This window comes from Mycobacterium sp. Root265, assembly GCF_001428895.1.
Lineage (GTDB): Bacteria > Actinomycetota > Actinomycetes > Mycobacteriales > Mycobacteriaceae > Mycobacterium.
On sequence record NZ_LMJA01000029.1, the window covers coordinates 300,205 to 325,577 of the forward strand.

The following is a 25,373-nucleotide window of genomic DNA, read 5'->3' on the forward strand; positions in this document are numbered from 1 at the left end:
CTATCTGCTCGTTGGCTGAGGCCGATACAGCAGATTAACGCGCTGGGCTGTACAGCAAAAACGGCGGCGAACCTACGGTGCCGGAATGCGCGGGTCGACGGTGTAGCGGCCGCCCGGATCCTGGCAGAAGAACAGTCCGCAGTTGAAGGGCGGACGCGTCAGGTTCTCCAACGGAATCTGTGCGGGCGGCAGGGCGGCCTTCCCAGACAGCGTCGGCCACGTTGCCGCCCGGCTCGCCGTACACCCACCAGTAGGTGTGGCAGACGTTCCAGTCCCAATTGGGGCGGCCCGAGCCGCCCGCGAAGCCTTGATACTGGCCGGGACACCAGGTGATCGGCCCGGTGGCCCGTCCGGGGTCGGCGTGGGCGGTGGCCGGGGTCAGGACCAGGCCGGCGAGTGCGCCGGCGCCGGCCAGGAGTGCGGCAGCGGCGGTGCGCTTGATGCGGGACTGCGATGTGTTCGTCATGACGCAAGTCCACAACCACCCACCCGCTACCGATCCCAATAACGGGTGGTGCGGAACTACCCCACGAAGTGCCGCAGCGCCTCCACCATGATCACCGGCTGATCCTCGGGGATCAGCGTCCAGGAGTCCTCGACGATCTCCTTGCTGGCGTTGGGATACAGCTCGACCAACCGGTCCGCGTGCGCCAGCGGCATCATCGGGTCCTCCCGCGCCCAGAGCACCAGGACCGGCCGGGTGAAGGTCCGCATCTGCTCCGACAGGTCGAGCAGCCTGCGCCGTGAGGGTGCGCCGGTGGCGAACTTGACCAGGTCGCGACGCACCGCCGGGTTCTCGACGACGGGCGCGAACCAGTCGTCGAACAGTTCATCGGGCAGCCCTCGCTTGGTCAGCGCGCCATAGGCGCGGTTGCTGTGCCGAAAGAAGGTGGTGCCCAGCAATTTGGAGATCACCCACCCGCCACCGGGCAGGCCGCACAGCAGCGCGGCCGGGCGCGCCGGTTTGGGCGGGTAGTTGTCGAACGCCGTGCACGATGCCAGTACCAGCCGGCCCAGCCGCTTGTCCCGACCGTCGGAGATCATGAACTGTCCGCCGCCCCAGTCGTTGAGGACCAGCGTCACGTCCTCCAGATCGAGGGCGTCGAGGAAGTCGGCGAGAATGCCCGCCACACCCTGTTCGGTCAGGTCGGCGTCCGGGTGCATCGGCTCCTTCTGCGCCCCCATGGGCAGCGTCGGTGTGATGCACCGGTATTCGGGCAGGTGCGGAATGACCTTGCGCCACTGTCTTCCATCCATCAGCAGGCCGTGGCCGAACACCAGAACGGGCCCGTCACCCCCGCTGTCCTCGTAGGCGATGCGGCCCGAAGGTACGTCGACGATGGGCATCCGACCTCCTAGATAGATCATTCTATTTGGGGCCACGTTATGCTGCAGCCACACACTGCGCAAGGAGGAATGGCGATGGCGGACCCCGGCACCCGCGAGCGCATCCTGGAGGCGACGGCGGAGCTCTACCGGCGTCAGGGGATGGCGGCCACCGGCCTCAAGCAGATCTCCGGGGCTGCGCGGGCGCCCTTCGGGTCGATCTACCACCACTTCCCCGGGGGCAAGGAAGCGATCACCGCCGCGGTCATCCGCTGCGAGGGCATCCGGTACGGCGAGTTCGTCGGTGCGCAGCTCGCGCACACCGATCCCGCGACCGGCATCCCGGCGATGTTCGAGAACGCCGGCAGGCTGATGGAGTCACAGGACTACGGCGAGGCGTGCTCCATCGAGACCATCGCGCTGGAAGTGGCCAGCACGAACGAGCTGCTCCGCCAGGAGTCGGCGACGGTGTTCGAAGGATGGCTGTCCGGGATCGCCGAGTGGTTCGGGCAGCTCGACATCACCGAGGAGCAGAGTCGGCGGTTGGCGCTGATCACCCTGACCGCCCTGGAGGGCGCCTTCGTCCTGTGCCGCACCCTGCGTTCGGTCGAGCCGATCACAGCCGCCGGGCAGGGCGTACAGGCCGCTGTGACGGCGACGCTCGCGCTGTGAGGGGTGGGTGGGGACAGCCCTACCCTGAACACGCAGGCGCGCGGGATGGGGGTGGATGCGTCGGATGTCTACCGTCGAACGCGTGACCACCACGGAGCGCCCCGGCATGTTGCGCCAACTCGGCGTCGATACCGGCTATGTCCTGTTCGGATTCCCGCTTGCCGTGGTGAGTTTCAGCGTCATCATCACCGGGCTGTCGGCGGGCATCGGCCTGCTCGTCGTCCTTCTGGGGGTGCCGGTCCTCGTCGGTTCGGTCTTCATCGCGCGGGCGTTCGCCGATATCGAACGGTTCCGCTATCCCGCGGTGCTGAGACAACCCCGCACGCGACCGGCGTACCGCAAGGCCGCACCGGATGCCCGCTGGTGGAGGCGCCTGATCACCCCGCTCGGTGACGGGCAGTCCTGGCTGGATCTCACCCACGCGCTCGCCAGATTCCCGATCGCGGTGGCGACCTTCGTCATCGTCATCACCTGGTGGGCGGTCGCGGTCGCGGGCACCCTGACCATTGCCTGGGACTGGGCGGTCCCGCGGGGGCCGGACAACACGTCGCTGGCCCAGTTGGTCGGCCTCGGTGACAGCACGGTGGCGCGCATCGGATTTCAGACCGCCGTCGGGTTGCTCTGCCTGATCACCCTTCCGCTGATCGTGCGTGCCTGCGCGTTGCTGGAAGCCGGGTTCGCGCGCATCCTGCTGACCGGGGTGGCGGAGCTGCGCCAGACGATCACCGTACTGACGGAGCAGAAGTCCGCCGCCGCCTCTGCCGAGGCCCATGCCCTGCGCCGGCTGGAACGCGATATCCACGACGGCCCCCAGCAGCGCCTCATCCGACTGGCGATGGATCTGGGCCGGGCCCGGCAGAGCAGCGAACCGGGCCCGGTGCGCGACACCCTCGACGAGGCGATCGCCCAGACCCAGGAGACCCTCGACGAGCTGCGCGCGCTCTCCCGCGGTATCGCGCCGCCCGTGCTCACCGATCGCGGTTTGCCGAGTGCGCTTGCTGCACTGGCCATCCGGTGCACGGTTCCGGTCGAGCTGGCCGTCGACCCCGAGCTCGGCACTCCGGTGGGGCGCCTCGATCCCGCCGTGGAGACCGCCGTCTACTTCGCGGTGGCCGAGGCGCTGACCAATGTCGCCAAGCACAGCGGTGCCATGCACTGCTGGGTCACCGTTGCGACCGGCCCCCTTCTGGTCGGCGTGGAGATCGTGGACGATGGCAACGGTGGCGCGCATGTCGCCAAGGGTCATGGGTTGTCCGGGCTGGCCGACCGCATCCGTGCCGGCGGCGGCACCCTCACGGTGACCAGCCCCAACGGTGGACCGACGACGATCAGGGTGGAGCTCCCGGTATGAAGGTCATCGTGGCCGACGATTCGGTCCTGTTGCGCGAAGGCCTCATTCGGCTGCTCACCGAGAACGGCCATGAGGTGCTCGCCGCTGTCGGTGACGGGCCGTCGCTGGTACAGGCCGTGGCCGCGCACCGCCCGGATGTCTCGGTGGTCGACGTCCGGATGCCGCCCTCGCATACCGACGAGGGGCTGCGTGCCGCGGTCGAAGCCCGTCACCTGGTGCCGCGGTCGCCGATCCTGGTGCTGTCCCAGTACGTCGAGGTGTCCTACGCCGACGATCTGCTGGCCGACGGTGCCGGGGCGATCGGCTACCTACTCAAGGACCGGGTCGCCGCGGTCGCCGACTTCCTCGACGCCGTGCAACGCGTCGCGTCGGGCGGCACGGTGCTCGACCCGGACGTGGTGGCCCAACTGCTGGTACGCCGCCGCCGCGATGATCCCTTGCGGCAGCTCACATTACGCGAGCAGGAGGTACTGGCATTGATGGCGGAGGGGCGTTCCAACACGAACATCGCGCGCGCACTCGTGGTGTCCGACGGTGCGGTGGAAAAGCACATCAGCAACATCTTCACCAAACTCGGGCTGCCGCCCGACGGCGCTCAGCATCGGCGGGTGCTCGCGGTGCTGACCTATCTGCGGATGTAGCGGAAATCAAAGATCCCGAACGGCAATGGAGTTCGCGGACAACAGCTGTGCGAAGACATGGTCCAGCGATGCCGAGATGGTCGCCGCATCGCCGGCGGCCCAGCGTCGCCAGGCGAGGTCCAACGCCGCGAACGCCGTGACAGCGATGGTGCGGGCAGCGTCGGGGCTGCCGATCCGCGCGGCAAGGACCGGGGTGAGGGCGTCTTCATGAGCGAAACGGCGTTGCGCCATCCGGGTGCGCAGCGAGACGGTCGCGTTGATCATCCGGACCCGGGAGCGTTCCAGCTCGGAGTGTTCGTCCCGCTGGGACAGGGCGTGCGTGAAGGCGCGGTGCAGCAGTTGCCACGGATTCTCGCCATCGACGGCGGGCAGCGTCTCGAGGTGTGCGGCGTAATCGATGGACGACGCTTCGATCGCGGCCAGGACCGCGTCCTCCTTGGAGCCGAAATAGCGGAAGAACGTCGCGCGGGAGATACCGACCTCGCTCGCCGCCTCCTCGACGGTCACCTCGTCGAAGCCCCGTTCGGCGAACACGATGCTGATCGCCTGGGCGATCTCGGTGCGTAATGCGAGTCGTGCACGCTCGCGCACTCCTGCGGTCATCGGCCCAGGGTAGCCGAAATTGACTCTGGATGTCAGAAACGATACTTCGACTTCAACTTGATACCCAGTCTCACGGACCGGTACGGTGGTCCCGGTAGTCAGACGAAAGGTGGGTTGATGACAGTCGACACCCCGACCGCGGTCGACCCGCAACCGGGCGCCCCCGCGCGCCCCGTTCGCACCGGCGCAGTGGTGTCGGTCCTGGCCTTCGCCGGCATGTGTGCGGCGTTCACCCAGACCATCCTCATCCCCATCCAGGGCGAGCTGCCGATGCTGTTGAACGCATCGAGCAGCGACACGGCGTGGGTCATCACGATCACCTTGCTGGTCGCGGCGATCTGCACGCCGATCTCCGGAAAATTGGGCGACATGTACGGCAAGCGCCGGGTCGCCCTGACCCTGCTCGGTGTCCTGATGCTCGGATCGGTGGTCGCGGCGCTGTCGCCCACGGTGGCCCCGCTGATCGTCGGACGCGGCCTGCAGGGAATGGGCATGGGTGTCATCCCGCTGGGTATCGCGATCCTGCGCGACACTCTTCCGGCCGATCGGCTCGGCTCGGCCATCGCGCTGGTCAGCGCGACGCTGGGGGTCGGCGGTGCGCTCGGCCTGCCGATCAGCGCCTTCGTCACCGAACACTTCGACTGGCATGCCCTGTTCTGGGTCGCCGCGTGCCTGGGCGGCACCGCTTTCGTGCTGATGGCCATGTTCGTGCCGGAGAGCAGGTTGCGCGTCGGGGGCCGGGTGGACGTCATCGGCATCATCGGCCTCGCGATCGGTCTGTCAGGTGTGCTGCTGGCCGTCTCCCGCGGCAACGACTGGGGCTGGACGTCGTCGCGAACAGTGGGATTCCTGGTCGGCGGCGTGGTCGTGCTGTTGGTGTGGGGATGGCTGGAACTGCGCATCCATGAGCCGCTGGTCGACCTGAGGGTGAGCGCCCGCGGTCCGGTGCTGCTCACCAACCTGGCCTCGATCGCCATGGGGTTCGCGCTGTTCTCCTCGCAGATCGCCTTCCCGCAGCTCCTCGAACTTCCCAAAGCAGCAGGCGGATTGGGCATGCCGCTCCTGCAGGCCAGCCTGTTCCTGATGCCCGCCGGGCTGGCGATGCTGGTCATGTCGCCGATTGCCGGACGTCTCGGACGGCTCTGGGGACCCAAACCGCTGCTGGTCGCCGGGGCGGCCATCATGGGCACGGGTTACCTCGTGGCGCTGTTCTCCGAGCTGCACGCCGGTCACATCCTGATCATCAATATCTTGATCGGCATCGGTATCGGGCTCGGCTACGCGGCCATGCCGACGCTGATCATGCGTGCCGTGCCCGCGTCGGAAACCGGTGCCGCCAACGGACTCAACACCCTGATGCGGTCACTCGGAACCGCCACGGCCGCAGCCGTCATCGCCGCGGTGCTGGCCCGCTACACCGTGGACGTCGGCGGCACACCCGTGCCCAGCACGGACGGATTCCAGTCGGCGTTCATGTTCGGGCTCGGTGCCGCCGTGCTGTGTACCGTCATCGCGATCTTCATCCCGCAGCCGGATGCGACGATGGAGCAATGCGACTGAGACGTCCACGCTCACGAGGACTCGGTAAGCGCGCGTGGTTGCTGACCTGGACCATTCGGCTGCTGCTCTGGACGCTGGGTTTCACCCGCATCATCAGAACCGAGATCGTGAACGCCGACGTCGTGCCCGACAAGGGTGCGGTGATCCTGGCCGCCAATCACACCTCGATGGTCGACGTCTTCTTCATCCTCGGGGCGCTGCGCCGGGAGGCGATCGCCATGGCGATGGCGGAACTGTGGAAATCACCCCTCACCCGATGGCTGGTCGAGGTGCTGGGGCAGATACCGGTGGTCCGGGGCGACTCGGAATCCGGTAAGCAGGCCATGGAAAGTGCCACGAACGCCTTGGAAGACGGGGCCCTGGTCGGGATCTTCCCCGAACAGAAGTGCGTGAAGCCGGGCGAGACCGCGCCGTACCGACCGGGTGTCGCAGTGCTGTCCAAGCGGACCGGTGTGCCGATCATCCCGGTCCGTCTCGTCAACGCGAACAAGGTGCTGCCGTTGGATCGCCGGTTCCCGGTCCTGGGGCACACCGTGCACGTGCTGTTCGGCGATCCCATTCACCCCGACGAGTTCCCGTCGATCCCTGAACTTCTCGACGAGGTCCAGCGACGCATCACGATGCTCACCGCACCTGCTACCTGAGGCCGCGGATGTACGTGGTTTCAGTGTCACGAGGTACCAGGGCCGAGAACTGAAACTGTGCACGGAAAAGCGTCGTCCCACGTACGTGGCTTCCGTCTCGCAGGGGTGAGCGCCGGAAGGCTGAAGCCGGGTACGTCGCACTTCTCTACGCTGGTGCCATGTTCTTCCTGTTCGGCTTCGGCACCAAGCAGAAGCCTCTCGGTCCCGGCGAGACGCGGACCTGCCCGCGCTGTCACAACACCACCCAATGGATGCGCCTTCGGCAGTTCAACCAGTTCACATTGTTCTTCGTCCCGATCGCGCGGTGGAAGCGCCGGCAGTTCGAGGCGTGCGGCATCTGCGGTGCCTCGGTCGCGGCCTGAGTCAGCCGACGCTTGCGGTCACCCGCACCGGGATGTTCCCCTGCCGCGGAAGCCCGGTGATGGGGTCGTACTCGGTATCGGTCGGCACCAGACGGCCGACATTGCTTCCGCGCGAACGGACTTCGCCATCTTCGCTCGGTAATCCACCGAATGCGTGATGCATGGCGATCACGTCGCGGCGCAGGCTGTCATCGGCCTCGACCACGCTGGGGATGCTGTCGTGCGGGGAGGTCACGGTGACCAGATCACCGGATCGCAGGCCCAGCGCGGCGATGGCCTCGGAATGCATGTAGGCCGGGTTGTAGGGCTTGCCGCGGTTCAGCGCGGCCAGGTTGGTGCCCGAGGAGTTCATGAAACTCCCGTGCCGGCGCGGGATCAGCCGCAACGGATACTCGGCGGTGTCCTGCGTGGCGGCGAAATCCTCGGTCATGACGTCGGCGAGCTCGCCGAGCAGGACGGCGTTGCCGACATCCAGGCGCGCTTCGCAGTCGGCGTCGCGTTCGGCGACCACCTCGTCGACGTCGAAGATCTTGCCGTGCGGATGGCCGGCGACCTCGTCGAAGGGGATGCGCGAGGTCGAGCACATCTGAGCGAACAGTTCCTCGGTGGTCAGCGAGGTTTCGGCATTCATGTTGATCACGACGGGCGGTGATTCCATGAAGCGTCCGCCACCACCGCCGAAGAAGTTCACGAACCACAGGTCGAGCTGCATGCGCGTGGTGAGGCCGAGGAAAAACTGCCACTCCTCGGTCAGATCCGATCCCTGGGGTGGCTCGACGATCCGTGGCACGTACTGTCCGTACGCCGCCGGGATCCCGGTGCCGCTGGTGTAGTACTTGATGAGCTCGCTGCCCATCGTCATGGCGGGCGTTTCCATCTGCATCATGGGCGCGATGACGTAGTCGGCCAGCCGCGACGTGAGCGACATCTCGGTGTCGAGAGTGACCAGCAAATCCAGGTTTTCCAGTGCGCGCAGCGTCTTTCGCTGATCCGGCCAGGCCGCCATCGGATTGCCCCCGATGCAGATCAGCGCCTTCACCTGACCTTCGCCCTCCAGCAGGATCTCGTCGGCCAGTGCCGCGGTCGGCATTCCGGCCACCGTGTCGGTCAGCCCCCGGACCCGCAGCCGCTCGCCGTATCCCCAGCCCTCGTACGGCGGGTGCGGCTGGGCTTTGGCGGTGAACGCGGGCATCAAGGTGTTGGGCCGGGTCACCCGTTCGCCGGCCCGCTGCCACCGCCCGCAGATCGTGGTGAGACACAGGCAGAGGTATTCGAGCAGGCTGCCGTGTGCGGCGAAGTTCGCACCGGTACCGGCGTTGACCATGCCACGCCGTGCGCCGTGGCTCGCGAACGTGGTTGCGGCGGCGATGAATCGCTCCACCGGGATGTCGGCACGCTGGGCCACGTACTCCGGTGTGAAACCCGATACCGCCGCAGCCAGGTCCTCGAACCCGGTGGCGTTCTCGGTCAGGAACGCGGTGTCGCAGAGCCCCTCGGAGATGACGTAGTTGATGATGCCCGCGACGATGGTCACGTCCTCGCCGGGACGCGGCTGCAGGTGGATGGCCGCGCGCGCCGCGGTCTGGGAACGGCGCGGGTCGATGACAATCAGCTGCATGCCACGGGCCAGCGCGCTGCGCAGCCCCTGCCCGGGGTTCTGGCCGGGGATGCCGATGGCTTTGGAGACCAGCGGGTTGGTGCCGATGAGCAACCAGCTGTCGGCCTCGTGGAAATCGACGTCGCCGCCGAGCCAGTGGCCGTGCGCGGCGAGTGCGATCTGCTTGCCGGGCTGGTCGATGGTGTTGGCGGTGAAGAACATCGGGGACTCGATACCGCGGATGAAGGCGTTGGCCATCAATGCCGACGCCGGGTAGGGCAGACCGTTGGTGCCCAGGTACAGCGCCACCGAACGCGGCCCGTGCGCGTCGATCAGCTGCTGCAACCGCGCGGCGATCTCGTCCATCGCGAGTTCGGCATCGATCGGCCGATGGCTGCCATCGGGCTGCCGCTTTTGGCTGTGCAGGAGCCGGCTCGGGTTGTTGTGGATCTCGGGCAGTGCGCGTCCCTTGGCACACGTATAGCCCTTGAACATGGGGTTGTCCGGGTCGCCGGTCACCTTCGTCAGCCTGCCGTCGGTGACCGTGGCCAGCACCCCGCAATGCGCTGAGCAGATCCGGCAGATGCCGGGCTGCGTCGTTGTCTGCGTGGACACGGAAATATTCATACTCCCGAACGGGAAAAAATACTAGACTGGGACACATGACGGGATCAGTGAGTCGGCGGCGCGGCCGGCCCAGGCAGATCAGCCGGGAGCGGATCGTCTCCGCGGCACGCGATCTGCCGCCCGAGGAGCTGACCATGCAGGCGGTGGCCGGCGTCCTCGGAGTGGACCCGAAGGCGTTGAACTACCACGTGGGCGACCGTGAAGGTCTGCGTGAACTCGTCGCACTGGACGTGTTCGAATCGGAACTTCGGCGGGTCGAGTTACCCGCCGACGGCGACTGGCGGGTGGTGGCCCGTTCCTTCGCGGGGGCGATCCGCGACGCCTATCTCAAGGTCGGCGTGCTGGCGGCCTCATTTCACCTGCCCGCCGCAACCGGCCTGACGGCCCTGGCGCCCGTCGAGACCCTGCTGCAGGCGCTCGTCGACGCCGGCTTCGACGCCGTGCAGGCCGGCCGGGCCCTCACCCAGATCAGCGAGACGGCGTACGCCGCCGGGCGGGCCGCGGTGCTGGCGGCCCAGAACCGCGTGCACCCGAATGTGCCCGAGATCGCCGATGCGCTGGAACACGCTGCCGCAAAGGACTTCTCGATACTTCGCCGGGTCATCGAGTCCACCGGCGCCGATCAGGACGGCACCGACCAGTTCGAGTTCAGCCTGGCCGTCGTCATCGCCGGACTGGAACAGATGCTCGCATGAACGTCCAGCCCGCCGCCTTTCTGCGCACCACGCTGCCGCTCGGGCTGGACATGCTCGAGGTGTATGACTCGGGCCGCTACCACTCGATCTGGCTCCCCGATCACATGGTGAGCTTCTGGCCCGAGTCGATCTGGACACCGGAGTTCACCGACCTCGCGACCGCCTCACCGTCACCGCACCGCCACCTCGACGGCATGGCGGTGGCGGCCGCCGCGGCGGTACTGACCCGCAACACCCCCATCGTCACCACGGTGGTCGACACCGTGCGCAGGCACCCGGCGATGCTGGCCCAGTCGGCGCTCACCCTCGATCACCTCTCCCGGGGACGGTTCGTGCTGGGACTGGGCTCCGGCGAACTGGAGAACACGGTGCCGTACGGCTTCGACTTCGAGAAACCGGTGGCCCGGTTCGAAGAAGCCATCAAGGTCATCAAAATGCTCTGGGAGAGTGATGGACCCATCGATTTCGACGGGCAGTTCCACCACCTGGAGCACGCCCGGCTGGACACCGAGCCCTACGACGGGAAGCATCCGCCGATTTGGATCGGTGCCGCCGGGCCCCGGATGCTGCGGATCACCGGACGCCACGCCGACGGATGGTGGCCCAACGGCGCCTACACGCCCGAGGACTACCACCAGAAACTCAGCGTCGTGCGCGAGGCCGCCGAGCGCGCCGGCCGCGACCCGGCGGCCATCACGCCCGCGGTCACCCAGATCTGCCTGATCGGCGACGACGACGAGATCGCCGAGATGCTGAAAGCGCCACTGGTGAAGGCGATCGTCCTGCTGATCACCGCCGAAGATCTCCGCCGCTTCGGTTATGAGCATCCGATGGGGCCGCGGTGGCGCGGTGTGCAGGACTTCGATCCCGTCCAACTCTCCCGGGACAAGATCATCAGGTTCTGCGAGCAGGTCGACACCCGGGCCATCACCGACATCTTCCCGTGCGGAACACCGCAACAGGTGGCGCACAGAGTGAAAGGGTTCTGCGATGCCGGCATGCGGGTGTTCAAACTGATGGAATACGGCAGCATGGCCGGGTTGCGGTTCAGTGCCCGGTCCGCCGACAAGGTGCGCGAGACCGAAGAGGAGATACTGCGACTGGTGGGTGCACAGCATGGCTGACCTGAACGCCGAGGGCCTGCTGGCCGACGCGCAAGCCCGCACCGGGCTCACCGATTGGGGCGATGACACGCTGCCCGGGCGGTTCGCGACCGCGGTGGCCCATCTTGCCGCGGCCGGTATGGACGCCGAGGGGCAGCGCGCAGCGGCGGCGGTGTGCAGCGGCCTGCTCACCTCGCGGCTCGAATTCTTCGAAGACCGGCAGCGCCACCCGATAGCCGACGAGGCGATCGTCGCGCCGCTGTTCGTGACCGGTGAACCGCGCACCGGCACCACCCTGATGCACGCGCTGATGGCCGTCGACCCGCACGCGCGTGCTTTGCGGTTCTGGGAGGTCATGTACCCGTCGGGCCCGCCAGGGCTTGCCGCAGTGGATGATCCGCGCCGCGAGCGCGCCGATGCCGACTGGCGCGAGATCAACACCCAGCTACCGAAGTGGCTGCATTCGCACCCCTACAACGACATGCTCGGTGACGGTCTGCCCGAGGACGAACGCACCTGGGCCTTCGATTTCCGGGTGATGACGCCGACGGCGTGGTGGCGGGTGCCGGTGCCGACCGTGGTGCAGGGCCTGCCCACCGATGCGGCCGCGCAGTACCGGATCCACCGGATGATGTTGCAGCAGTGCCAGTTCGCCAGACCGAAGAAATACTGGGTGCTCAAGGGATTTCACGGCTTCCGGCTGCGCGAGTTCTTCGACGCCTATCCCGACGCCACCCTCGTGTGGCTGCATCGTGACCCGGTACAGGTGGCGGCGTCACGCACCATGATGATGGCCGACATCATGGAGGGCATCACCGGTCCGGTCGACCTCAAGGCCACCGCCGCCCTGCACCTGGACCTGACGCGAGCGAGCATCGCCAACACGATGTCCAATCCGCTGACCGACGATCCGCGCATCCTGCACGTCCGCTACCTGGACTTCGTCGCCGACCCGATCGGTACGATCCGGGGTTATTACCGCTTCAGCGGCCGGACGCTGACATCCTCTGCGGAGGACGCAATGCGAAAGTATCTGGCGCACAACAAAGGTGACCGACACGGGAAGTTCCGCTACTCGACCACCCTGTTGACCGACATCGGGGAGAACCTCGACGCCCTGCACGAGGAGTTCGGGCCGTTCCGTGAGCGCTTCGGCGTCGCGGTGGAGAATCGGGGCTGAGCGTGCATCCCCGGGTCGGCCTGCATCAGGTGGCATTCCTGAACGAGAGCACCACGGCCTTTCTCGGGCACTGCCGCGATATCGGTGTGCAGCAGGCCACGCTGGTCACCCCCGTCCTGATGCGGCAGGGTGGCATCGACGAGGCTGCGCAGTCCGGGGTGCGCATCGCCAGCATCAATCATCCCTTTGCGGTGCAACCGGATCTGGAATCCGACGACGGGCGGGCCGTCCAGGCCCTCAACGATGTCATCGACGTAGCCGTGAACCTCGGCAACCCCGACATCTATCTGCTGACCGGTGCGCGCGGAACGCTGAGCTGGGAGCAGGCCGCCGAGCGCTTCTGCGAACTCATCGCACCCTGCACGGCGCGAGCAGACACCGCGGGTGTGCGACTGCTGGTGGAGAACGCATCGGCGTTCAACGCCGATATTCACATCGCGCATACCCTGGCAGACACGATCACCCTCGCCTCGGCCGCCGGCGTCGGGGTGTGTGTCGATGTGCATGCCTGCTGGGCCGAGGCCGGGCTGAGCGAACTGATCCGGCGGGCGATGCCTCTCACCGGCTTGATCCAGGTCAGCGACTACGTGCTCGGTGACCGCTGCGCGCCGTGCCGGGCCGTACCGGGTGACGGCGCGATACCGTTGAAGCGCATCATCGGTGACGCTCTGGACGCCGGCTACGCGGGGGTCTTCGACATCGAACTCGTCGGACCCCGGATCGACGAGGAAGGCCCGCGGGGGGCCACCGCGCGGGCCGCCCGCCGGGTGTCGGCCATCCTCACCGAACTGGGAGTGTGACATGGGCTTTGGTGCCGGGCCGGCCGACGATTCGCTGCGTGACGCGTGGGGGCACTTCTGTGACCGGCTCAAGTACGCCGGGGAACTGGTGTTCAAGGACGCCAACCCCGGCACACCGCTGCACCGGGCCGACGCCATGCGATTCCTGACCCAGAACCTCGGGCAGGCATTCGACCTCGCGCTGGAAACCCGGAACACTGCCTTCCCGCAGGTCCACCAGTTGTGCTCGCCGACCAGGAAATTGGGCGGTGACGTCGCCGATTTCACCTACCGTCAGGCCTGGATCGACGGGAGACACCAATACAAGATCACCGGTAGACGGGGCACGGCGCGGTGGCTCAACATCACCGTGCAGGGTCCCCGCCCGGACACCATTCCGGGAACCGACTGGCCCTCGCTGCACGAACCCTTCGGCGACATACCGGAGGCGAACATCTTCGGTCATCAGTTGAGCACCGACGGGGCGGGCAATTTCGAGCTGTTCATCGGTGGGCCCGAACGCGCCGAGAACTGGCTGCCCACCACGACGGGCAGTCGAAAGCTGTTCATTCGGGAGGCTTTCGACGCCTGGTTCGAAACGCCGACGGCGCTGACCATCGAGCGGATCGGTATGCAGGTGCCTCGGCCGCAGCCGGACCCGGAATCGATGATCGAGGCGATGGGCTGGGCGGGGGACTTCCTGGCCGGCGCGATGCGCGACTGGCCGGAGCACTCGTGGAAGTACTCCGGGGGAGTGTGCGATCCGGCCTACCCGAATCGGTTCCCCCCGGAAAAGGTCGCCGACACCGACGCAGATGTCAAGCGGGGCCGGATGGCCGCGCACATGGTGTGGCATCTGCAACCCGACGAGGCGCTCATCGTCGAGATGGACAGTCACGACGGTTTCTGGATCTTCGGCATGGGCGGGGTGTTCGGGGGAAGCCTGGATTTCCTGTACCGCCCGGTGAGCTACACCCCGGCCCGCACGGTGGTCGATGCCGATGATGTCGTGCGGTTCGTCATCGCCCACGCCGATCCCGGAGTTCACAACTGGCTGGATACCCAGGGCTTCTCGGATGGCAACCTCACCTACCGGAACTTGCTGAGCCGAAACACCGCAACCTTTCGCACCCAGCAGGTCAAACAGTCGGAGATCCGCGGCATCCTGCCCCCCGACACGGTCGACGTGGATGCCACCGAACGCGCGCAGCAGCTGCTGGACCGTTATCGCAGCGTCAAACTGCGCTACGGAATATGACTCTGTTGGGCCGCGATCCAGGACCGGATGGCCTCGACGCCGGGCTTGGCCACCCAGTTGCGGTCGAACACACCCCACGGTGTTTCGTTGGGGCGGTCGACAAGCGAGTAGATGAACATCGGCCCCACACCGTCCAGCCCCGACCAGGTGGTGGCGAAGTCGGTGATCCAGGCGGCCTGGGTGGCGCCGCTGACAGCCGAGGTCGGCACGCCGTATTCCGTTGTCCAGATCTTCTTCTCGGCGTCGCCGGCCGAATCCATCAGGGACCGCAACGACATCAACTGCCGGTAGGGCGTATTGGCGTACGGCGCTCCCGCCGAGAAGCTACTGGAGAAGTTGTAGGGGTGAAAGGACAGTGCGTCGAAGTAGCCCTGGGCGCCTGCGGCGTACATCTGGGTCAGATAGTTGACCGGGTTGATGGTCCAGGTGCCGAAGGACAGGCCGGCGCCCAGCACACCACCCACCACCGTGGCGGTGGGTTCGACGGATTTGATGGCGGTGTAGGCCAGCTTGAGGAGTTGGGTGTACCCGGCGACATTCGGTTGCGGTGACCAGCCGATGTTGGCATTGGGCTCGTTCCAGATCTCGTACGCCGCGATGCGTGGCTGCGCACTGCCGGCGCCGTAGCGTTGGGCCAGCTGGACCATGAACTGGGCGTAGGTGTTCGGATCGTCCGGCGCCGCATTGGGCAACCAGAATCCGTTGCGAGAGGCCCAGGTCGGTGTGCTGGTCACTGCGCCGACGACGGCGATGCCCCTGGCAGCGGCGGCATCCAGGATGCGGTCGGCGATCACCCAGTTGTAGGTCCCCTTGGAGGGCTCCATGGCCCGCCAGGGCAGGAAGGTCCGAATCTGCTTCACGCCCATCTCGTCGAAGGCCTGCATCGCGGTGGCCAGTTCATCAACGGTCAGGAAGTACAGGTTGGATTCGGCGATGCCGAGCGCGGTCGGCGAGGTGTTGATCGGCGCCGCTGCGGCGCCGACCGCCGGCGCGGTCATCGGGGAGGCGATTAGCCCGGCCAGTATGCACAGGGTCACGGCGAGCGCGCGAAACAGGTGGACGGGCATGACGGCAATGTAGGCCTGTCAACCATGTTGCCGCACGACATGATTCGGCACAGAACGGCGCCGAAAGGTGGTTGCTGGGCGGTGTCCGGCAGCCGACCTCGCAGCGGCGAACGCGCGGAATCAGCTCATCGCAGCAAAGACCGTCGGGGTCGCCATGGTTTCCCGCTAAGGCCGCCCGGGTGCACTGAGCGGCCGTTTGCCACGGCAAACCTTGCTCAGGGAAGTAATTTGCTGAGTGGTAAAAATGCGCACGGTCAGATGCGGGTAAAGGTACGGTTCAGCAGCCTGAGGCTGCCGCGAATGGTTCGCGCGTACCAGAAAGCCGCTAAACCGGCGATGCACCCGGCGCGGAAACGACATCCAAACGTGACGTCCCCGAACGCATTCCGATATCGCAGCGGGGCAGCCGTCAGCGGTCGAGCCACACCTTGGCGGGCGCACAGGTGAGTCCGACATCCTTGAGGGTGAGGATGCCGGCGGGCGCCGCGACGATGTCGAGCACGGCGTTGACCGCAGGCATCGCGGTCATGGTGTCCCACTCGTGGTTGCCCCACGTCTCGGGCGGCACGAACCGGATCCGGGTGCGCACTTCGGGTTCGCCGTGGATGACGATGTTGTAGTGGTCCTCGTCCAGGTCCCAGTCCGCGTTCAGCTTCTTGGTCAGGTGCCAGACGACGGCGGTGCGCAGGATGGTCTTGCCGCCCAGCGTCGCACTCCACCCTCCGCGCAGCGCGGCGATGGTGTCCTTCTCGATGCGCATCCAGCCGAGGTCGACGGTCTCGGATGCGGTGGCGAACTCGATATCGAAATCGATGCTGTCGAACTCGTCGTAACCCAGTGCCACGCCCATCCGTTCGACCGAATCGCGGAAGCTGATCATTCCCAGCTTGGCGATCTCGACGACATCGGGGGAGGCCTCGCGTTTGGAGATGCCCAGCATTTCCCAGGTCTCCACCGACTCGTACACCGAGACATCGGCTGCCTCGACGATGGTGATGGACTGCACGTCGCGGCACACCGCGGTCAATGCGGTGGTGACCGAGTTGGCCCAGCCCGGATGAATCCCGGTGATGTACAGCGAGCTGTCGCCGCTTTCGCACGCCGCGGCAAGGGCGGCGCGGGTCTCGCCCTGGACGCCGCCCACATTGAGGAAGAGGTTGGTGCTCAGGACGTTGAGTCCGCTTTCCAGCAGTCGCACGACATGGTCGACGTCGGCCATGAACGGCGTGTAGAGCACGGCATCGGCCTGCAGCGCGATCAGCGCGTCGATATCGGTCGTCGCCGTCACCCCGGTGTCCGGGCGGCCGCACAGTTGCCCGGCATCGGCGCCGGCCTTCTCGTCGGAGTAGGCGTACACGCCGGCGAGTTCGAGGCGGGGGTCATCGAGAATCCCACGCAGGCTGAGCTTTCCGACTTTTCCGGTGGTCCACTGGATGACGCGCATGCCCGGAGCTCCTCTTTCGAGATCATTTTTCACGGTCGTGGAAAAATAACACGGTGCCAGCCGCTATGTTCGTGAAATGACGACAGGCGCCCGCCGCGGCCGGCCACCGCGCATCGACCGGGCCCGCATCGTCGAAGCGGCGCGCGCCATCGCGCCGGAGGACCTGACCATGCAGGCCGTCGCCGACGCCCTCGGCGTGGACCGCAGCTCGCTGAACTACTACGTCGGTGATCGAGGCGGGCTGCTCGAGCTCATCGTCACCGACCTTTTCGACGCCGAACTGCGGGACTTCGTGCTGCCCGACGCCGACTGGACCGACGTCCTGCGCGCCTACGGCAAGGCCCTGCACCGCGGCGTCGTTCACCTGCAGGCCACCGCCACCCACGTCCAGTTGCGCGGCGCGCACAGCCTCACCCTCGCCGAACGCGTGCTGGAGGCGCTGACCGCCGCGGGCTTCACCGTGGCCGAGGGCGGACACATCCTCTCGCTGGTGTCCGGTGTCGCCTATACCGCGGCGCGCGACCTCCTCGGCGGCGACCAGTCCCGGAGCCACCACACCTCCGAGGTCACCCGGGTGCTCGACGAGGCGCCGGCCGGCGAGTTCGCGTTGCTCGGGGAGATCATCGCCAGCCGGTCGGTCGCCGGCACCGCCGACGATTTCGAGTTCAGTCTCGACGTGGTGATCGACGGACTGCAATTGCGCCTGGCTCGACAGGGCCGCAAAGGTTGAGGTGTTGCTGGCCGCCGACGAGTCGGTGACGGGCTGGCCGAACGGCGTTTGCCCAGCACATTTCGGGGCGCTGACCTGCCGTTAGGCGATTGGCGCTGATCAATCAGCCGCACTAACTTTCCTAGGGTGAAGTCTTCCGCTGCTGGCACCGCCGTGCGGTGGCTGGCCCCGTTCCTTGCCGTCGCGGCCGTCGTCGCCACCGCGCTGTCCCCGGTCCAGGCCCCGCAGATCCAGCTGGCCAGCGAGGCCAATCCGCTGGTCGGAAAGCCGTTCTACGTCGACCCGATCTCCAAGGCGATGCGGGCCGCGCAGAGCGCGCCGAGCCCACAACTCGACTACGTCGCGAACACGCCGCAGGCCTACTGGCTGGATCAGGCCTTCCCGGCGTCCACCGTCGGCGGCACCGTGAGCAAGTTCGTCGGCGCTGCCCAGGGTGCCGGCGCCACACCCGTGCTGTCCATCTATGCGCTCCCGCATCGCGACTGCTACAGCTACGCGGCCGGTGGCTTCGGATCGGCCGACGGGTACCGGGCCTGGATCGACGCCATCTCGGCCGGCCTCGGTGGGGCTCCGGCGGCGATCATCCTTGAACCCGATGCGCTCGCGATGGCCGACTGTCTGACGGCGGACCAGCGTGCCGAACGCTTCGACCTGATCCGCTACGCCGTCGACACCCTGACCCGTGACCCGGCTGCCGCGGTGTACATCGACGCCGGGCACTCGCGGTGGGTGAGCGCGGACAAGATGGCTGCCATGCTCAACGATGTGGGCGTCGCCCGGGCGCAGGGTTTCAGCCTGAACACCACGAACTACTACACCACCGAAGAGCAGATGGGCTACGGCGACGCCATCTCCGGCATGACGGGCGGCTCGCACTATGTCATCGACACCTCGCGCAACGGCAACGGCCCCGAGAGCGACAGCGACACGGCCTGGTGCAACCCGAAGGGCCGCGCATTGGGAGTGCCGCCGACGACGGCCACCGGCAACCCGAACGTCGATGCCTTCCTGTGGGTGAAGCGCGTCGGTGAATCCGACGGGTCCTGCGGACGTGGGGAGCCCGGGGCGGGCACGTTCGTCAATCAGTACGCGATCGATCTGGCGCTCAACGCGGGGAAGTAGGCCCGCCGAACCGTCCGTTGGTCGCGTCCCGGACCGCCCGGTCGATCAGCGCGAGGGCTTCCTGCTGGCTGACCTTCTCCTTGTCGACGATCACCCGCCGGCCCACGTCCTCGTCGATGACGCGGAAGGCGCCGACCACCGCGGCCGCGCAGAGCCGGGCGGTGAGATCGCCGTCGGGTAGGCCCAGCCGCTGGGCGACGACGGGTACGAAGCCGCGTTCCATCTCGTCGTGCACCATCAGATAGGCCGTCCGCAGTGCCGGGTCCTCCGCGGACATGGTCGCGATACGCAGCGCGCTGATCTCGTCGGCAAGTTCCTGTTCGCTGAGCGGATGTTCGGCCATATCGGCCTCCATGTGCTCGGCAAGCGAGAGTTCGGCCGGCCACCGGTGCGCCTGGGCGATGAAGCGTTGCGCCGACAGGAACAGCACCGGTTCGACGCAGCTTTCCTTGCTCCGGAAGTACCGCCAGATGGTGCGGGTGGAAAGCCCTGCAGCGGCGGCGATATCGTCACCGCTGGTGGCGGCGACCCCACGCTCCCAGAAAAGCGCGCACGCGTGGCGGGAGACGGCGAGACGAGCCTCGGCCTGCTTCGGATTGCGCGCGCCGCGGATATCCTGGGTGGCGATGGTGAAGACCTCCTGACACTTAGTGACAGCTCCACTGTGTCACTTAGTGACAGTACGCGCAAGCTTCGGGGGCGGGGGTGGCATGGCGACATCGGATCAACCGATACTCGTGGCAGGTCAGACCTGCTGGCGGCTGGCCACGGCGGACCGGTTCGCCTACATCGTCGACGGCGCGGATTACCTGCGGCACACCAAGGCCGCGATGCTGCGCGCCCAAAAACGTATCCTGCTCGTCGGCTGGGATTTTGACGCCGGAACCACCTTCGAGCCGGGCAAGCCCACCATGCCCGGCCCGAACCAGTTGGGGGCATTCCTCTACTGGCTGCTGTGGAAGCGCGCCGGGCTCCAGATCCACGTCCTGAAATCGAACCTGCGACTACTGTCGGTGTTCGACGACGTCTGGTACGGCATCACCCCCGTCTCCCTCCTGAATCGCGTCAGCGGCAAGCGAATTCGCTTCGCGGTGGACGGAGCGCACCCGACCGGGGCCGTCCATCACCAGAAGATCATCATCGTCGATGACGACGTCGCGTTCTGCGGCGGTATCGATCTCACCATCGGGCGCTGGGACACCTCGGAGCACCGCGACGACGAGCCGCTCCGCCCCAACTACGGTCCCCGGCACGAGGTCGCCGTCGCGGTGGACGGCGCCGCCGCCCGCGCGCTTTCGGAAGTGGCCCGGGACCGATGGCACGGTGCGACCGGCCAAACCCTGGAGGAACTCGACGTCGCGCACACCAGCTGGCCGCGCGGCCTGGCACCGGCCCTGCGCGATATCGAGGTGGCCATTGCGCGCACCATCCCGGCGCTGCCCGAGAACGACGAAGCGCGTGAGGTCGAGGCGCTGAACCTCGCCGCGATCGATGCCGCCAGGCACACCATCTATCTGGAGAACCAGTACCTCGCGGCCCGGCCGCTGGTCGAGGCACTGATCCGGCGTCTGCAGGAGCCCGACGGCCCGGAGGTCGTCATCATCCTGCCGCGCCGCTCGGAGAGCCGGCTGGAACAGCAGTCGATGGACAGTGCCCGCAGCCTGCTGATCGACGAGCTCTATGCCGCCGACGACCACGGTCGGCTGGGCATCTACTGGCCGGTGACCGAGAACGGGACATCGATCTATGTGCATTCGAAGGTCATCGTGATCGATGACCGGCTGCTGCGCATCGGGTCGTCCAACCTGAACAATCGGTCGATGGGCTTCGACAGCGAATGCGATGTCGCCGTCGAGGCGAGCACCGACAGCGTCCGGGAGCTGATCGCGAACGTCCGCAGGCAGCTGATCAGCGAGCACCTCGACGTCCTCGTCGCAGATTTCGACGCCGCGGTCCGTGACAACGGCTCCTTCCTGAAGGCCGTGGAGGCGTTGCGCGGACACGGCAGAACAGTCGAGCCGATGACCCCGGATGTCGTCGCCGACGAAGCGGGCCCGCTGGCCGAGAATGAACTGATGGACCCCGATCACGTACCGAGTTCGTTGAGCGGCAGCGTGCGCCGGTTGATCAACGAACTGGCCGGCTGGCAGTGACACCGGCCGTCTGCCCGCTGCACGTCGAGGACATCGTCCTGCAGCAGCGCATCAAGGCACACGCCACCGAACCGGCGTGCAGTTACTGCGCCGCGAACGGTCCGGCTCCGATCGCCGTCAGCTGGGCCGCCTTCATGGAGGCGTTCCTGGTGGGGGTCGGCGCGCATTACCAGCGGGTGTCCGCCGGCGTGGACGCCGCGGTCCCCGCCGGCCGGGTCGCGCGCGAAATCCTCGGCCTGGCCGGGGTTTCGCATCCAAAGCTGGTCGATGACATCAGCGAGGCGCTCGGCGGCGCACCGGGCTGGGTAGCGCGAGACCGCAGGAACAGCAACGGTATCGACCAATTGTCCTACGGCTGGGACGCTTTCAAGCACATCGTCAAACACGAGATGCGCTACTTCTTCGCGAGCCGGTCCACGGTGTCCGGTGACATGACCGCGCTGCAGGTACTCCAGGCGGTATCCGATCTCGGCGAGAACCATCCCGCGGTATGGCCCGCGCCCTGCCCGGCACCACTGTTCCGGGCACGGATGGCGACCACGGAGAGCGAGGCGTCGCACTGGCGGCACGCCGGCGACCTGGGACCGCCGCCGCCGGAATGCGCCGCGGCGAACCGGATGAGCCCGGCGGGCATCAGCATCTTCTACGGTGCGACCGACCGTGCCACCGCGATCGCCGAGGCCGGCGCCCACGCCGCCCACCGGTTCGTCGTCACCGGCGAGTTCACCCCCACCCGGGAACTCCATCTGATCGATCTCACGAATCTTCCTGAGCCGCCCAGCATTTTCGACGAGAGCTCCCACACGGAGTACTTCGTCGTCAGATTCCTCCAGCGGTTCATCCACGACATCACGCTGCCGGTGGAACTCGACGGGCACGAACACATCGACTACGTCCCCACCCAGGTGTTCACCGAGTACTTCCGGTACGCGTTCCCCGATCGCGTCGACGGGCTCATGTTCCCCAGTGCCCAGGGGCCGGGCGTCAATGTCGTGGTCTTCGTCGGAGCGGACCGGTGCGCCGACAAGGGAAGCGAGACCGAGGACACCACGCTCAGTTTCGACACCGCCACGCTGCGCACCAGCCGGGTCATGACTGTGGCCCGTTGAGGCGCCCCCGCGCGACATCGGGTCTGGTCTGGATCTGCACGGTCGCGGTGCTGGCCGGGGTGGTGATCGGTTTCGTCGGCGGCGCGTTCCGGTGGTGCCTGCAGCTCGCCGACCACTGGCGGGTCGACCTGGTCACCTGGGCCCACGACCTGCCGGGGCCGGGATGGCTGGTGCCGATCGCCGCGACCGCCATCGGGGCGACGCTGGCGGCCGGCGTGGTCCGCTGGGTGCCGTTGGCGGCCGGTAGCGGTATCCAGCATGTCGAGGCGGTCTACCGCGGCGCGGCCCGGCCGCCCAGCCTGGTGCTGGTGCCGGCCAAGTTCATCGGCGGGGTACTCGCCATCGGCTCGGGTCTGGTGCTCGGCCGGGAAGGCCCGACGGTCCACATGGGCGCGGCGATCGGCGCCCATGCCGCCCGCCGCGGCGGTCTGGACGACCGCGATGTCCGGATGATGCAGACAGCGCTGGGTGGTGCCGGCCTCGCGGTGGCGTTCAATGCGCCTATCGGCGGTGCGCTGTTCACCCTGGAGGAGGCGACCAAGTCGGTGCACCTGCGCACGGTGCTCGCCACCCTGTTCTCGGCCGCCGCCGCCGTGGCCTGCGCCCGGTTGATCCTCGGTGATCAGCCCGACTTCCAGGTGGATCCGGTCGCGGCACCGTCGAGCGTCTTGATCCCGGTGTTCGTCGTGTTCGGTCTGGTCACGGGCTGTCTCGGCGCGCTCTACAGCCGGCTCGTGCTGCGGTTCCTCGACGGTGTGTCCGCGGTGCCACGGATCCCGGCGATCGCGAAGGCAGCCGTCATCGGTGCCGTCATCGGGTTGGTCGCGTTCGTGGATCCGCGCGCCGTCGGGGGCGGAGATGAGCTGACCCAGCTGATCGTCGGAGGCGGGGCCCTGGCGTTGCCGCCGGCTCTGGGATACCTACTGGTCCGGGTGGTGGCCGGACCGTTGTCCTATGCGGCCGCGGTGCCCGGCGGCCTTTTCGCGCCGCTGCTGGCCGTCGGGGCGCTGTGGGGTGTGTTGTTCGCCGGCGGCCTGAACACCCTGTTGCCCCATGAGAATCCGTCGCTGGTGGTGGCGATGGCGATCGTCGGTATGGCGGCGTTCTTCGGTGCCGTCGTGCGAGCGCCCGTGACGGCCATCGTGCTGGTGATCGAGATGACGGCCACGATGTCGCTGGTGGTGCCGATGCTGGCGGCGACCGCCGCGGCCGTACTCGCCGCCGAGCTGTTGAGATCCCCGCCGATCTACGACAGCCTGCGTGAACGGATGCCCGTGCAACGATTGGACCCATGACCGCAACGCTTGTCGCGAAAGATGTGGCCGGCGGATACGCCCATCGCACACTGTTCGAGAACGTCGACCTGACCGTGGCGCCCGGCGATGTCGTCGGCGTCGTCGGGGCCAACGGGGCGGGCAAGAGCACGCTGCTGCGCATTCTGGCCGGTGACCTCGACCCGCTCGGTGGCACGGTCAGCGTCGCCCCGGCCGACGCCTTCGTCGGGTGGCTCCCGCAGGAACACGAACGGATCCCGGGAGAAACCGTCTCCGGCTACATCGCCCGACGCACCGGGTGCGCCGCGGCAACAGCGGCGATGGAAACCGCGGCCGAGGCCCTGTCCGATTCCGGGGCCACAGCGGACGCCTACTCGGTGGCGCTGGATCACTGGCTGGCCACCGGTGCGGCGGACCTGGAGGAGCGCTTGCCCGCCGTGCTCGCCGACCTGGGGCTGGATGCCGGGGCTGTGCGGCCGGATACGACGCCGATGACCGCGCTGTCGGGCGGACAGGCGGCGCGGGTCGGCCTGGCCGCACTCTTGTTGTCCCGCTTCGACATCGTGCTGCTCGACGAACCGACCAACGATCTCGATCTGGACGGTCTGGCCCGCCTGGAGCGCTTCGTCGGCGAGCTGCGTGGTGGTGTGGTGTTGGTGAGCCACGACCGGGAATTCCTCGCGCGCAGCGTGACCCGCGTCCTGGAACTGGATCTGGCGCAGAACACCACCACCGTCTTCGGCGGCGGCTACGAAAGCTATCTGGAGGAGCGCGCCGTCAACCGCCGGCACAAACGCGAACAGTATGAGGAGTTCGCCGACAAGAAGGCCGACCTGGTCTCACGCGCACGCACCCAACGCGAATGGTCCAGCCAAGGTGTGCGCAACGCCATGCGCAAAGCCCCCGACAACGACAAGAACCGGCGCCGCGCGCAGACCGAGTCCAGCGAGAAGCAGGCGCAGAAGGTGCGTCAGATGGAGAGCCGCATCGCCCGCCTGGACGAGGTCGAGGAGCCCCGCAAGGAATGGACGCTGCAGTTCACCATCGGGTCGGCCCCGCGGTCGAGTTCGGTGGTGGCCACGGTCGACAACGCCGTTGTCCGCCAAGGCGATTTCGTGCTGGGTCCGGTGTCACTTCAGGTCGACGCGGGCGAGCGGATCGGCATCACCGGCCCCAACGGCGCGGGCAAGTCGACGCTGCTGGGGCTGCTGCTGGGCCGCACGCAACCCGACGAGGGCCGGGCAGGTCTGGGTGCCAACGTGGCCGTCGGCGAGATCGACCAGGCCCGTGCGGAATTCGACGGGCCGGGCCGGTTGATCGATCGCTTCGAACAGCACGTGCCGGACTGGCCTACCGCCGAGGTGCGGACCCTGTTGGCCAAGTTCGGGCTCGGCGCCGACCATGTGGAGCGTGCCGCGCAGGAGCTGTCACCCGGTGAACGCACCCGGGCCGGCCTGGCGCTGCTGCAGGCCCGCGGCGTCAACGTGCTCGTTCTCGACGAACCGACCAACCATCTGGACCTGCCCGCCATCGAGCAGCTCGAGCAGGCTTTGGAGAGCTATGACGGTGCGCTGCTGCTGGTCACGCACGATCGCCGGATGCTGCAGAACGTGCGGCTGGACCGGACGTGGCGCGTCGAGAACGGGAGTGTCTCGCAGGTGTGACCCGCCGCTTGAGGCGGGCACTCCGCAGAACCTGGATGGCCATGTTGGTGGAGGTGATCATCGGGATGACGCCGAGAAAGGTCCGCTCCGAGGCGGTGTGGCCGTGCAATTGCTCAAGGCTGCCGAATACGTAGAAGCAACCGAGGCAGAACAGCGTGGCCGGCACCGCCAATGCCTTCATACTGCCGCGGTCGGCGAGTACTTCGCGGGCAAGGTCTAGTTCGTCGCTGCTCAACGGGTCCCGATCGTGCACCTTGCGCAGCGCGGCCGGGAGGGCGCCGATGCTCAGTTCGGGCCGGACATGCCTGCGCCCCATCATCTGCCGGGTGAATACGAGGGCGATCGCGCCGAACACCCAGATGAGTGCGAAGGACACGATCGCGAGTATCCCGAAGAGGCTCGACATCGTCAT

Annotated in this window: 25 protein-coding genes and 1 pseudogene; 17 read left to right on the plus strand and 9 right to left on the minus strand. The window is 67.3% G+C overall.

The genetic code is table 11. From position 1 onward, the window contains the following. Window positions 1–34: 34 nt before the first annotated feature. Together ASE48_RS22095 and ASE48_RS22100 are read right to left on the minus strand one after the other, a co-directional pair. The gene (locus tag ASE48_RS22095) at window positions 35–466 is read right to left on the minus strand and encodes a hypothetical protein (RefSeq protein WP_057169271.1); all 432 of its coding nucleotides are present in this window, start codon (window positions 464–466) and stop codon (window positions 35–37) included. A gap of 56 nt (window positions 467–522) precedes the next feature. Next, window positions 523–1,347 carry an alpha/beta fold hydrolase gene (locus ASE48_RS22100; RefSeq protein ID WP_057169272.1) on the minus strand — a complete coding sequence of 275 codons (825 nt, stop codon included), beginning with the start codon at window positions 1,345–1,347 and terminating at the stop codon, window positions 523–525. Between the two features lie 75 nt (window positions 1,348–1,422). Here ASE48_RS22100 and ASE48_RS22105 point away from each other — a divergent pair, with 75 nt between their 5' ends. The 3 genes from ASE48_RS22105 (at window position 1,423) to ASE48_RS22115 (ending at window position 3,990) form a co-directional block, all read left to right on the plus strand. Beyond that, window positions 1,423–1,998, plus strand: coding sequence for a TetR/AcrR family transcriptional regulator (locus ASE48_RS22105; RefSeq protein ID WP_057169398.1), 576 nt, complete (start codon window positions 1,423–1,425; stop codon window positions 1,996–1,998). Between the two features lie 82 nt (window positions 1,999–2,080). After that, window positions 2,081–3,349: a sensor histidine kinase gene (locus ASE48_RS22110; RefSeq protein WP_235571422.1), complete on the plus strand. Its 1,269-nt coding sequence runs from the start codon at window positions 2,081–2,083 to the stop codon at window positions 3,347–3,349. Beyond that, a complete protein-coding gene (locus tag ASE48_RS22115; RefSeq protein ID WP_057169274.1) occupies window positions 3,346–3,990 on the plus strand; it encodes a response regulator transcription factor in 645 nt (214 codons plus the stop codon). The genes ASE48_RS22110 and ASE48_RS22115 overlap by 4 nt, the downstream gene beginning before the upstream one ends. Window positions 3,991–3,996: 6 nt before the next feature. On the opposite strand, the gene ASE48_RS22120 is transcribed toward ASE48_RS22115, so the two are convergent. Beyond that, window positions 3,997–4,593, minus strand: a complete 597-nt coding sequence (locus ASE48_RS22120; RefSeq protein ID WP_057169275.1) for a TetR family transcriptional regulator — start codon at window positions 4,591–4,593, stop codon at window positions 3,997–3,999. 117 nt (window positions 4,594–4,710) lie between these two features. On the opposite strand from ASE48_RS22120, the gene ASE48_RS22125 reads away from it, so the two are divergent. The 3 genes from ASE48_RS22125 (at window position 4,711) to ASE48_RS22135 (ending at window position 7,159) form a co-directional block, all read left to right on the plus strand. Continuing rightward, complete coding sequence (locus ASE48_RS22125; RefSeq protein ID WP_057169276.1) at window positions 4,711–6,153, plus strand: MFS transporter; 1,443 nt, start codon at window positions 4,711–4,713, stop codon at window positions 6,151–6,153. Further along, window positions 6,144–6,797 carry a lysophospholipid acyltransferase family protein gene (locus tag ASE48_RS22130; RefSeq protein ID WP_082614349.1) on the plus strand — a complete coding sequence of 218 codons (654 nt, stop codon included), beginning with the start codon at window positions 6,144–6,146 and terminating at the stop codon, window positions 6,795–6,797. Before ASE48_RS22125 ends, ASE48_RS22130 begins: the two co-directional genes overlap by 10 nt. Window positions 6,798–6,955: 158 nt before the next feature. After that, the gene (locus ASE48_RS22135) at window positions 6,956–7,159 is read left to right on the plus strand and encodes a zinc-ribbon domain-containing protein (RefSeq protein WP_057169278.1); all 204 of its coding nucleotides are present in this window, start codon (window positions 6,956–6,958) and stop codon (window positions 7,157–7,159) included. Between the two features lies 1 nt (window position 7,160). Here ASE48_RS22135 and ASE48_RS22140 read toward each other — a convergent pair whose 3' ends face one another. Continuing rightward, entirely contained in the window at window positions 7,161–9,371 is a 2,211-nt protein-coding gene (locus tag ASE48_RS22140) for a molybdopterin-containing oxidoreductase family protein (protein WP_235571424.1), read from the minus strand. A 47-nt stretch (window positions 9,372–9,418) separates the two neighbouring features. Here ASE48_RS22140 and ASE48_RS22145 point away from each other — a divergent pair, with 47 nt between their 5' ends. The 5 genes from ASE48_RS22145 to ASE48_RS22165 are packed head-to-tail and all read left to right on the plus strand — an operon-like array spanning window position 9,419 to window position 14,398. Further along, window positions 9,419–10,078 (plus strand): TetR/AcrR family transcriptional regulator C-terminal domain-containing protein, encoded by a 660-nt coding sequence (locus ASE48_RS22145; RefSeq protein ID WP_057169280.1) that lies wholly within the window; start codon window positions 9,419–9,421, stop codon window positions 10,076–10,078. After that, window positions 10,075–11,202 (plus strand): LLM class flavin-dependent oxidoreductase, encoded by a 1,128-nt coding sequence (locus tag ASE48_RS22150; RefSeq protein WP_057169281.1) that lies wholly within the window; start codon window positions 10,075–10,077, stop codon window positions 11,200–11,202. The genes ASE48_RS22145 and ASE48_RS22150 overlap by 4 nt, the downstream gene beginning before the upstream one ends. Next, the gene (locus ASE48_RS22155) at window positions 11,195–12,361 is read left to right on the plus strand and encodes a sulfotransferase family protein (protein WP_057169282.1); all 1,167 of its coding nucleotides are present in this window, start codon (window positions 11,195–11,197) and stop codon (window positions 12,359–12,361) included. Before ASE48_RS22150 ends, ASE48_RS22155 begins: the two co-directional genes overlap by 8 nt. A gap of 2 nt (window positions 12,362–12,363) precedes the next feature. After that, entirely contained in the window at window positions 12,364–13,161 is a 798-nt protein-coding gene (locus ASE48_RS22160; protein WP_057169283.1) for a sugar phosphate isomerase/epimerase family protein, read from the plus strand. Window position 13,162: 1 nt separating this feature from the next. Next, a complete protein-coding gene (locus tag ASE48_RS22165; RefSeq protein ID WP_057169284.1) occupies window positions 13,163–14,398 on the plus strand; it encodes a hypothetical protein in 1,236 nt (411 codons plus the stop codon). On the opposite strand, the gene ASE48_RS22170 is transcribed toward ASE48_RS22165, so the two are convergent. Both ASE48_RS22170 and ASE48_RS22175 read right to left on the minus strand, forming a co-directional pair. Beyond that, a complete protein-coding gene (locus tag ASE48_RS22170) occupies window positions 14,386–15,465 on the minus strand; it encodes a cellulase family glycosylhydrolase (protein WP_057169285.1) in 1,080 nt (359 codons plus the stop codon). The genes ASE48_RS22165 and ASE48_RS22170 overlap by 13 nt on opposite strands. Window positions 15,466–15,874: 409 nt before the next feature. After that, window positions 15,875–16,909 (minus strand): NAD(P)H-dependent amine dehydrogenase family protein, encoded by a 1,035-nt coding sequence (locus ASE48_RS22175; protein ID WP_057169286.1) that lies wholly within the window; start codon window positions 16,907–16,909, stop codon window positions 15,875–15,877. Between the two features lie 76 nt (window positions 16,910–16,985). Here ASE48_RS22175 and ASE48_RS22180 point away from each other — a divergent pair, with 76 nt between their 5' ends. Further along, window positions 16,986–17,639: a TetR/AcrR family transcriptional regulator C-terminal domain-containing protein gene (locus tag ASE48_RS22180; protein WP_057169287.1), complete on the plus strand. Its 654-nt coding sequence runs from the start codon at window positions 16,986–16,988 to the stop codon at window positions 17,637–17,639. Window positions 17,640–17,741: 102 nt separating this feature from the next. Continuing rightward, window positions 17,742–18,761, plus strand: a complete 1,020-nt coding sequence (locus tag ASE48_RS22185) for a glycoside hydrolase family 6 protein (RefSeq protein WP_327049663.1) — start codon at window positions 17,742–17,744, stop codon at window positions 18,759–18,761. On the opposite strand, the gene ASE48_RS22190 is transcribed toward ASE48_RS22185, so the two are convergent. Together ASE48_RS22190 and ASE48_RS33880 are read right to left on the minus strand one after the other, a co-directional pair. Then, window positions 18,745–19,191, minus strand: coding sequence for an acyl-CoA-like ligand-binding transcription factor (locus tag ASE48_RS22190; RefSeq protein ID WP_442928747.1), 447 nt, complete (start codon window positions 19,189–19,191; stop codon window positions 18,745–18,747). The genes ASE48_RS22185 and ASE48_RS22190 overlap by 17 nt on opposite strands. 15 nt (window positions 19,192–19,206) lie before the next feature. Then, a pseudogene (locus ASE48_RS33880) lies at window positions 19,207–19,389 on the minus strand (helix-turn-helix domain-containing protein); the annotation flags it as partial. A gap of 82 nt (window positions 19,390–19,471) precedes the next feature. Here ASE48_RS33880 and ASE48_RS22195 point away from each other — a divergent pair. Genes ASE48_RS22195 through ASE48_RS22210 form a run of 4 tightly spaced genes read left to right on the plus strand, consistent with a single transcriptional unit; the run spans window position 19,472 to window position 24,961 of the window. Next, window positions 19,472–20,914: a phospholipase D-like domain-containing protein gene (locus ASE48_RS22195; protein WP_057169290.1), complete on the plus strand. Its 1,443-nt coding sequence runs from the start codon at window positions 19,472–19,474 to the stop codon at window positions 20,912–20,914. Then, window positions 20,911–22,023, plus strand: a complete 1,113-nt coding sequence (locus ASE48_RS22200; protein WP_057169291.1) for an RES domain-containing protein — start codon at window positions 20,911–20,913, stop codon at window positions 22,021–22,023. Before ASE48_RS22195 ends, ASE48_RS22200 begins: the two co-directional genes overlap by 4 nt. After that, entirely contained in the window at window positions 22,020–23,318 is a 1,299-nt protein-coding gene (locus tag ASE48_RS22205) for a ClC family H(+)/Cl(-) exchange transporter (protein ID WP_057169292.1), read from the plus strand. Before ASE48_RS22200 ends, ASE48_RS22205 begins: the two co-directional genes overlap by 4 nt. Further along, window positions 23,315–24,961, plus strand: coding sequence for an ABC-F family ATP-binding cassette domain-containing protein (locus tag ASE48_RS22210; protein ID WP_057169293.1), 1,647 nt, complete (start codon window positions 23,315–23,317; stop codon window positions 24,959–24,961). The genes ASE48_RS22205 and ASE48_RS22210 overlap by 4 nt, the downstream gene beginning before the upstream one ends. Here ASE48_RS22210 and ASE48_RS32305 read toward each other — a convergent pair. Then, window positions 24,879–25,373: a hypothetical protein gene (locus ASE48_RS32305; protein ID WP_082614350.1), complete on the minus strand. Its 495-nt coding sequence runs from the start codon at window positions 25,371–25,373 to the stop codon at window positions 24,879–24,881. The two genes, ASE48_RS22210 and ASE48_RS32305, sit on opposite strands and share 83 nt — an antisense overlap.

Excerpts from the sequence above, each read along its gene's own strand:
- ASE48_RS22095 (WP_057169271.1), bottom strand. The coding sequence starts at position 466 with ATGACGAACACATCGCAGTCCCGCATCAAGCGCACCGCCGCTGCCGCA.
- ASE48_RS22100 (WP_057169272.1), bottom strand. The coding sequence starts at position 1,347 with ATGCCCATCGTCGACGTACCTTCGGGCCGCATCGCCTACGAGGACAGC.
- ASE48_RS22105 (WP_057169398.1), top strand. The coding sequence starts at position 1,423 with ATGGCGGACCCCGGCACCCGCGAGCGCATCCTGGAGGCGACGGCGGAG.
- ASE48_RS22115 (WP_057169274.1), top strand. The coding sequence starts at position 3,346 with ATGAAGGTCATCGTGGCCGACGATTCGGTCCTGTTGCGCGAAGGCCTC.
- ASE48_RS22120 (WP_057169275.1), bottom strand. The coding sequence starts at position 4,593 with ATGACCGCAGGAGTGCGCGAGCGTGCACGACTCGCATTACGCACCGAG.
- ASE48_RS22125 (WP_057169276.1), top strand. The coding sequence starts at position 4,711 with ATGACAGTCGACACCCCGACCGCGGTCGACCCGCAACCGGGCGCCCCC.
- ASE48_RS22130 (WP_082614349.1), top strand. The coding sequence starts at position 6,144 with ATGCGACTGAGACGTCCACGCTCACGAGGACTCGGTAAGCGCGCGTGG.
- ASE48_RS22135 (WP_057169278.1), top strand. The coding sequence starts at position 6,956 with ATGTTCTTCCTGTTCGGCTTCGGCACCAAGCAGAAGCCTCTCGGTCCC.
- ASE48_RS22145 (WP_057169280.1), top strand. The coding sequence starts at position 9,419 with ATGACGGGATCAGTGAGTCGGCGGCGCGGCCGGCCCAGGCAGATCAGC.
- ASE48_RS22150 (WP_057169281.1), top strand. The coding sequence starts at position 10,075 with ATGAACGTCCAGCCCGCCGCCTTTCTGCGCACCACGCTGCCGCTCGGG.
- ASE48_RS22155 (WP_057169282.1), top strand. The coding sequence starts at position 11,195 with ATGGCTGACCTGAACGCCGAGGGCCTGCTGGCCGACGCGCAAGCCCGC.
- ASE48_RS22165 (WP_057169284.1), top strand. The coding sequence starts at position 13,163 with ATGGGCTTTGGTGCCGGGCCGGCCGACGATTCGCTGCGTGACGCGTGG.
- ASE48_RS22170 (WP_057169285.1), bottom strand. The coding sequence starts at position 15,465 with ATGCCCGTCCACCTGTTTCGCGCGCTCGCCGTGACCCTGTGCATACTG.
- ASE48_RS22175 (WP_057169286.1), bottom strand. The coding sequence starts at position 16,909 with ATGCGCGTCATCCAGTGGACCACCGGAAAAGTCGGAAAGCTCAGCCTG.
- ASE48_RS22180 (WP_057169287.1), top strand. The coding sequence starts at position 16,986 with ATGACGACAGGCGCCCGCCGCGGCCGGCCACCGCGCATCGACCGGGCC.
- ASE48_RS22195 (WP_057169290.1), top strand. The coding sequence starts at position 19,472 with ATGGCGACATCGGATCAACCGATACTCGTGGCAGGTCAGACCTGCTGG.
- ASE48_RS22210 (WP_057169293.1), top strand. The coding sequence starts at position 23,315 with ATGACCGCAACGCTTGTCGCGAAAGATGTGGCCGGCGGATACGCCCAT.
- ASE48_RS32305 (WP_082614350.1), bottom strand. The coding sequence starts at position 25,373 with ATGACGATGTCGAGCCTCTTCGGGATACTCGCGATCGTGTCCTTCGCA.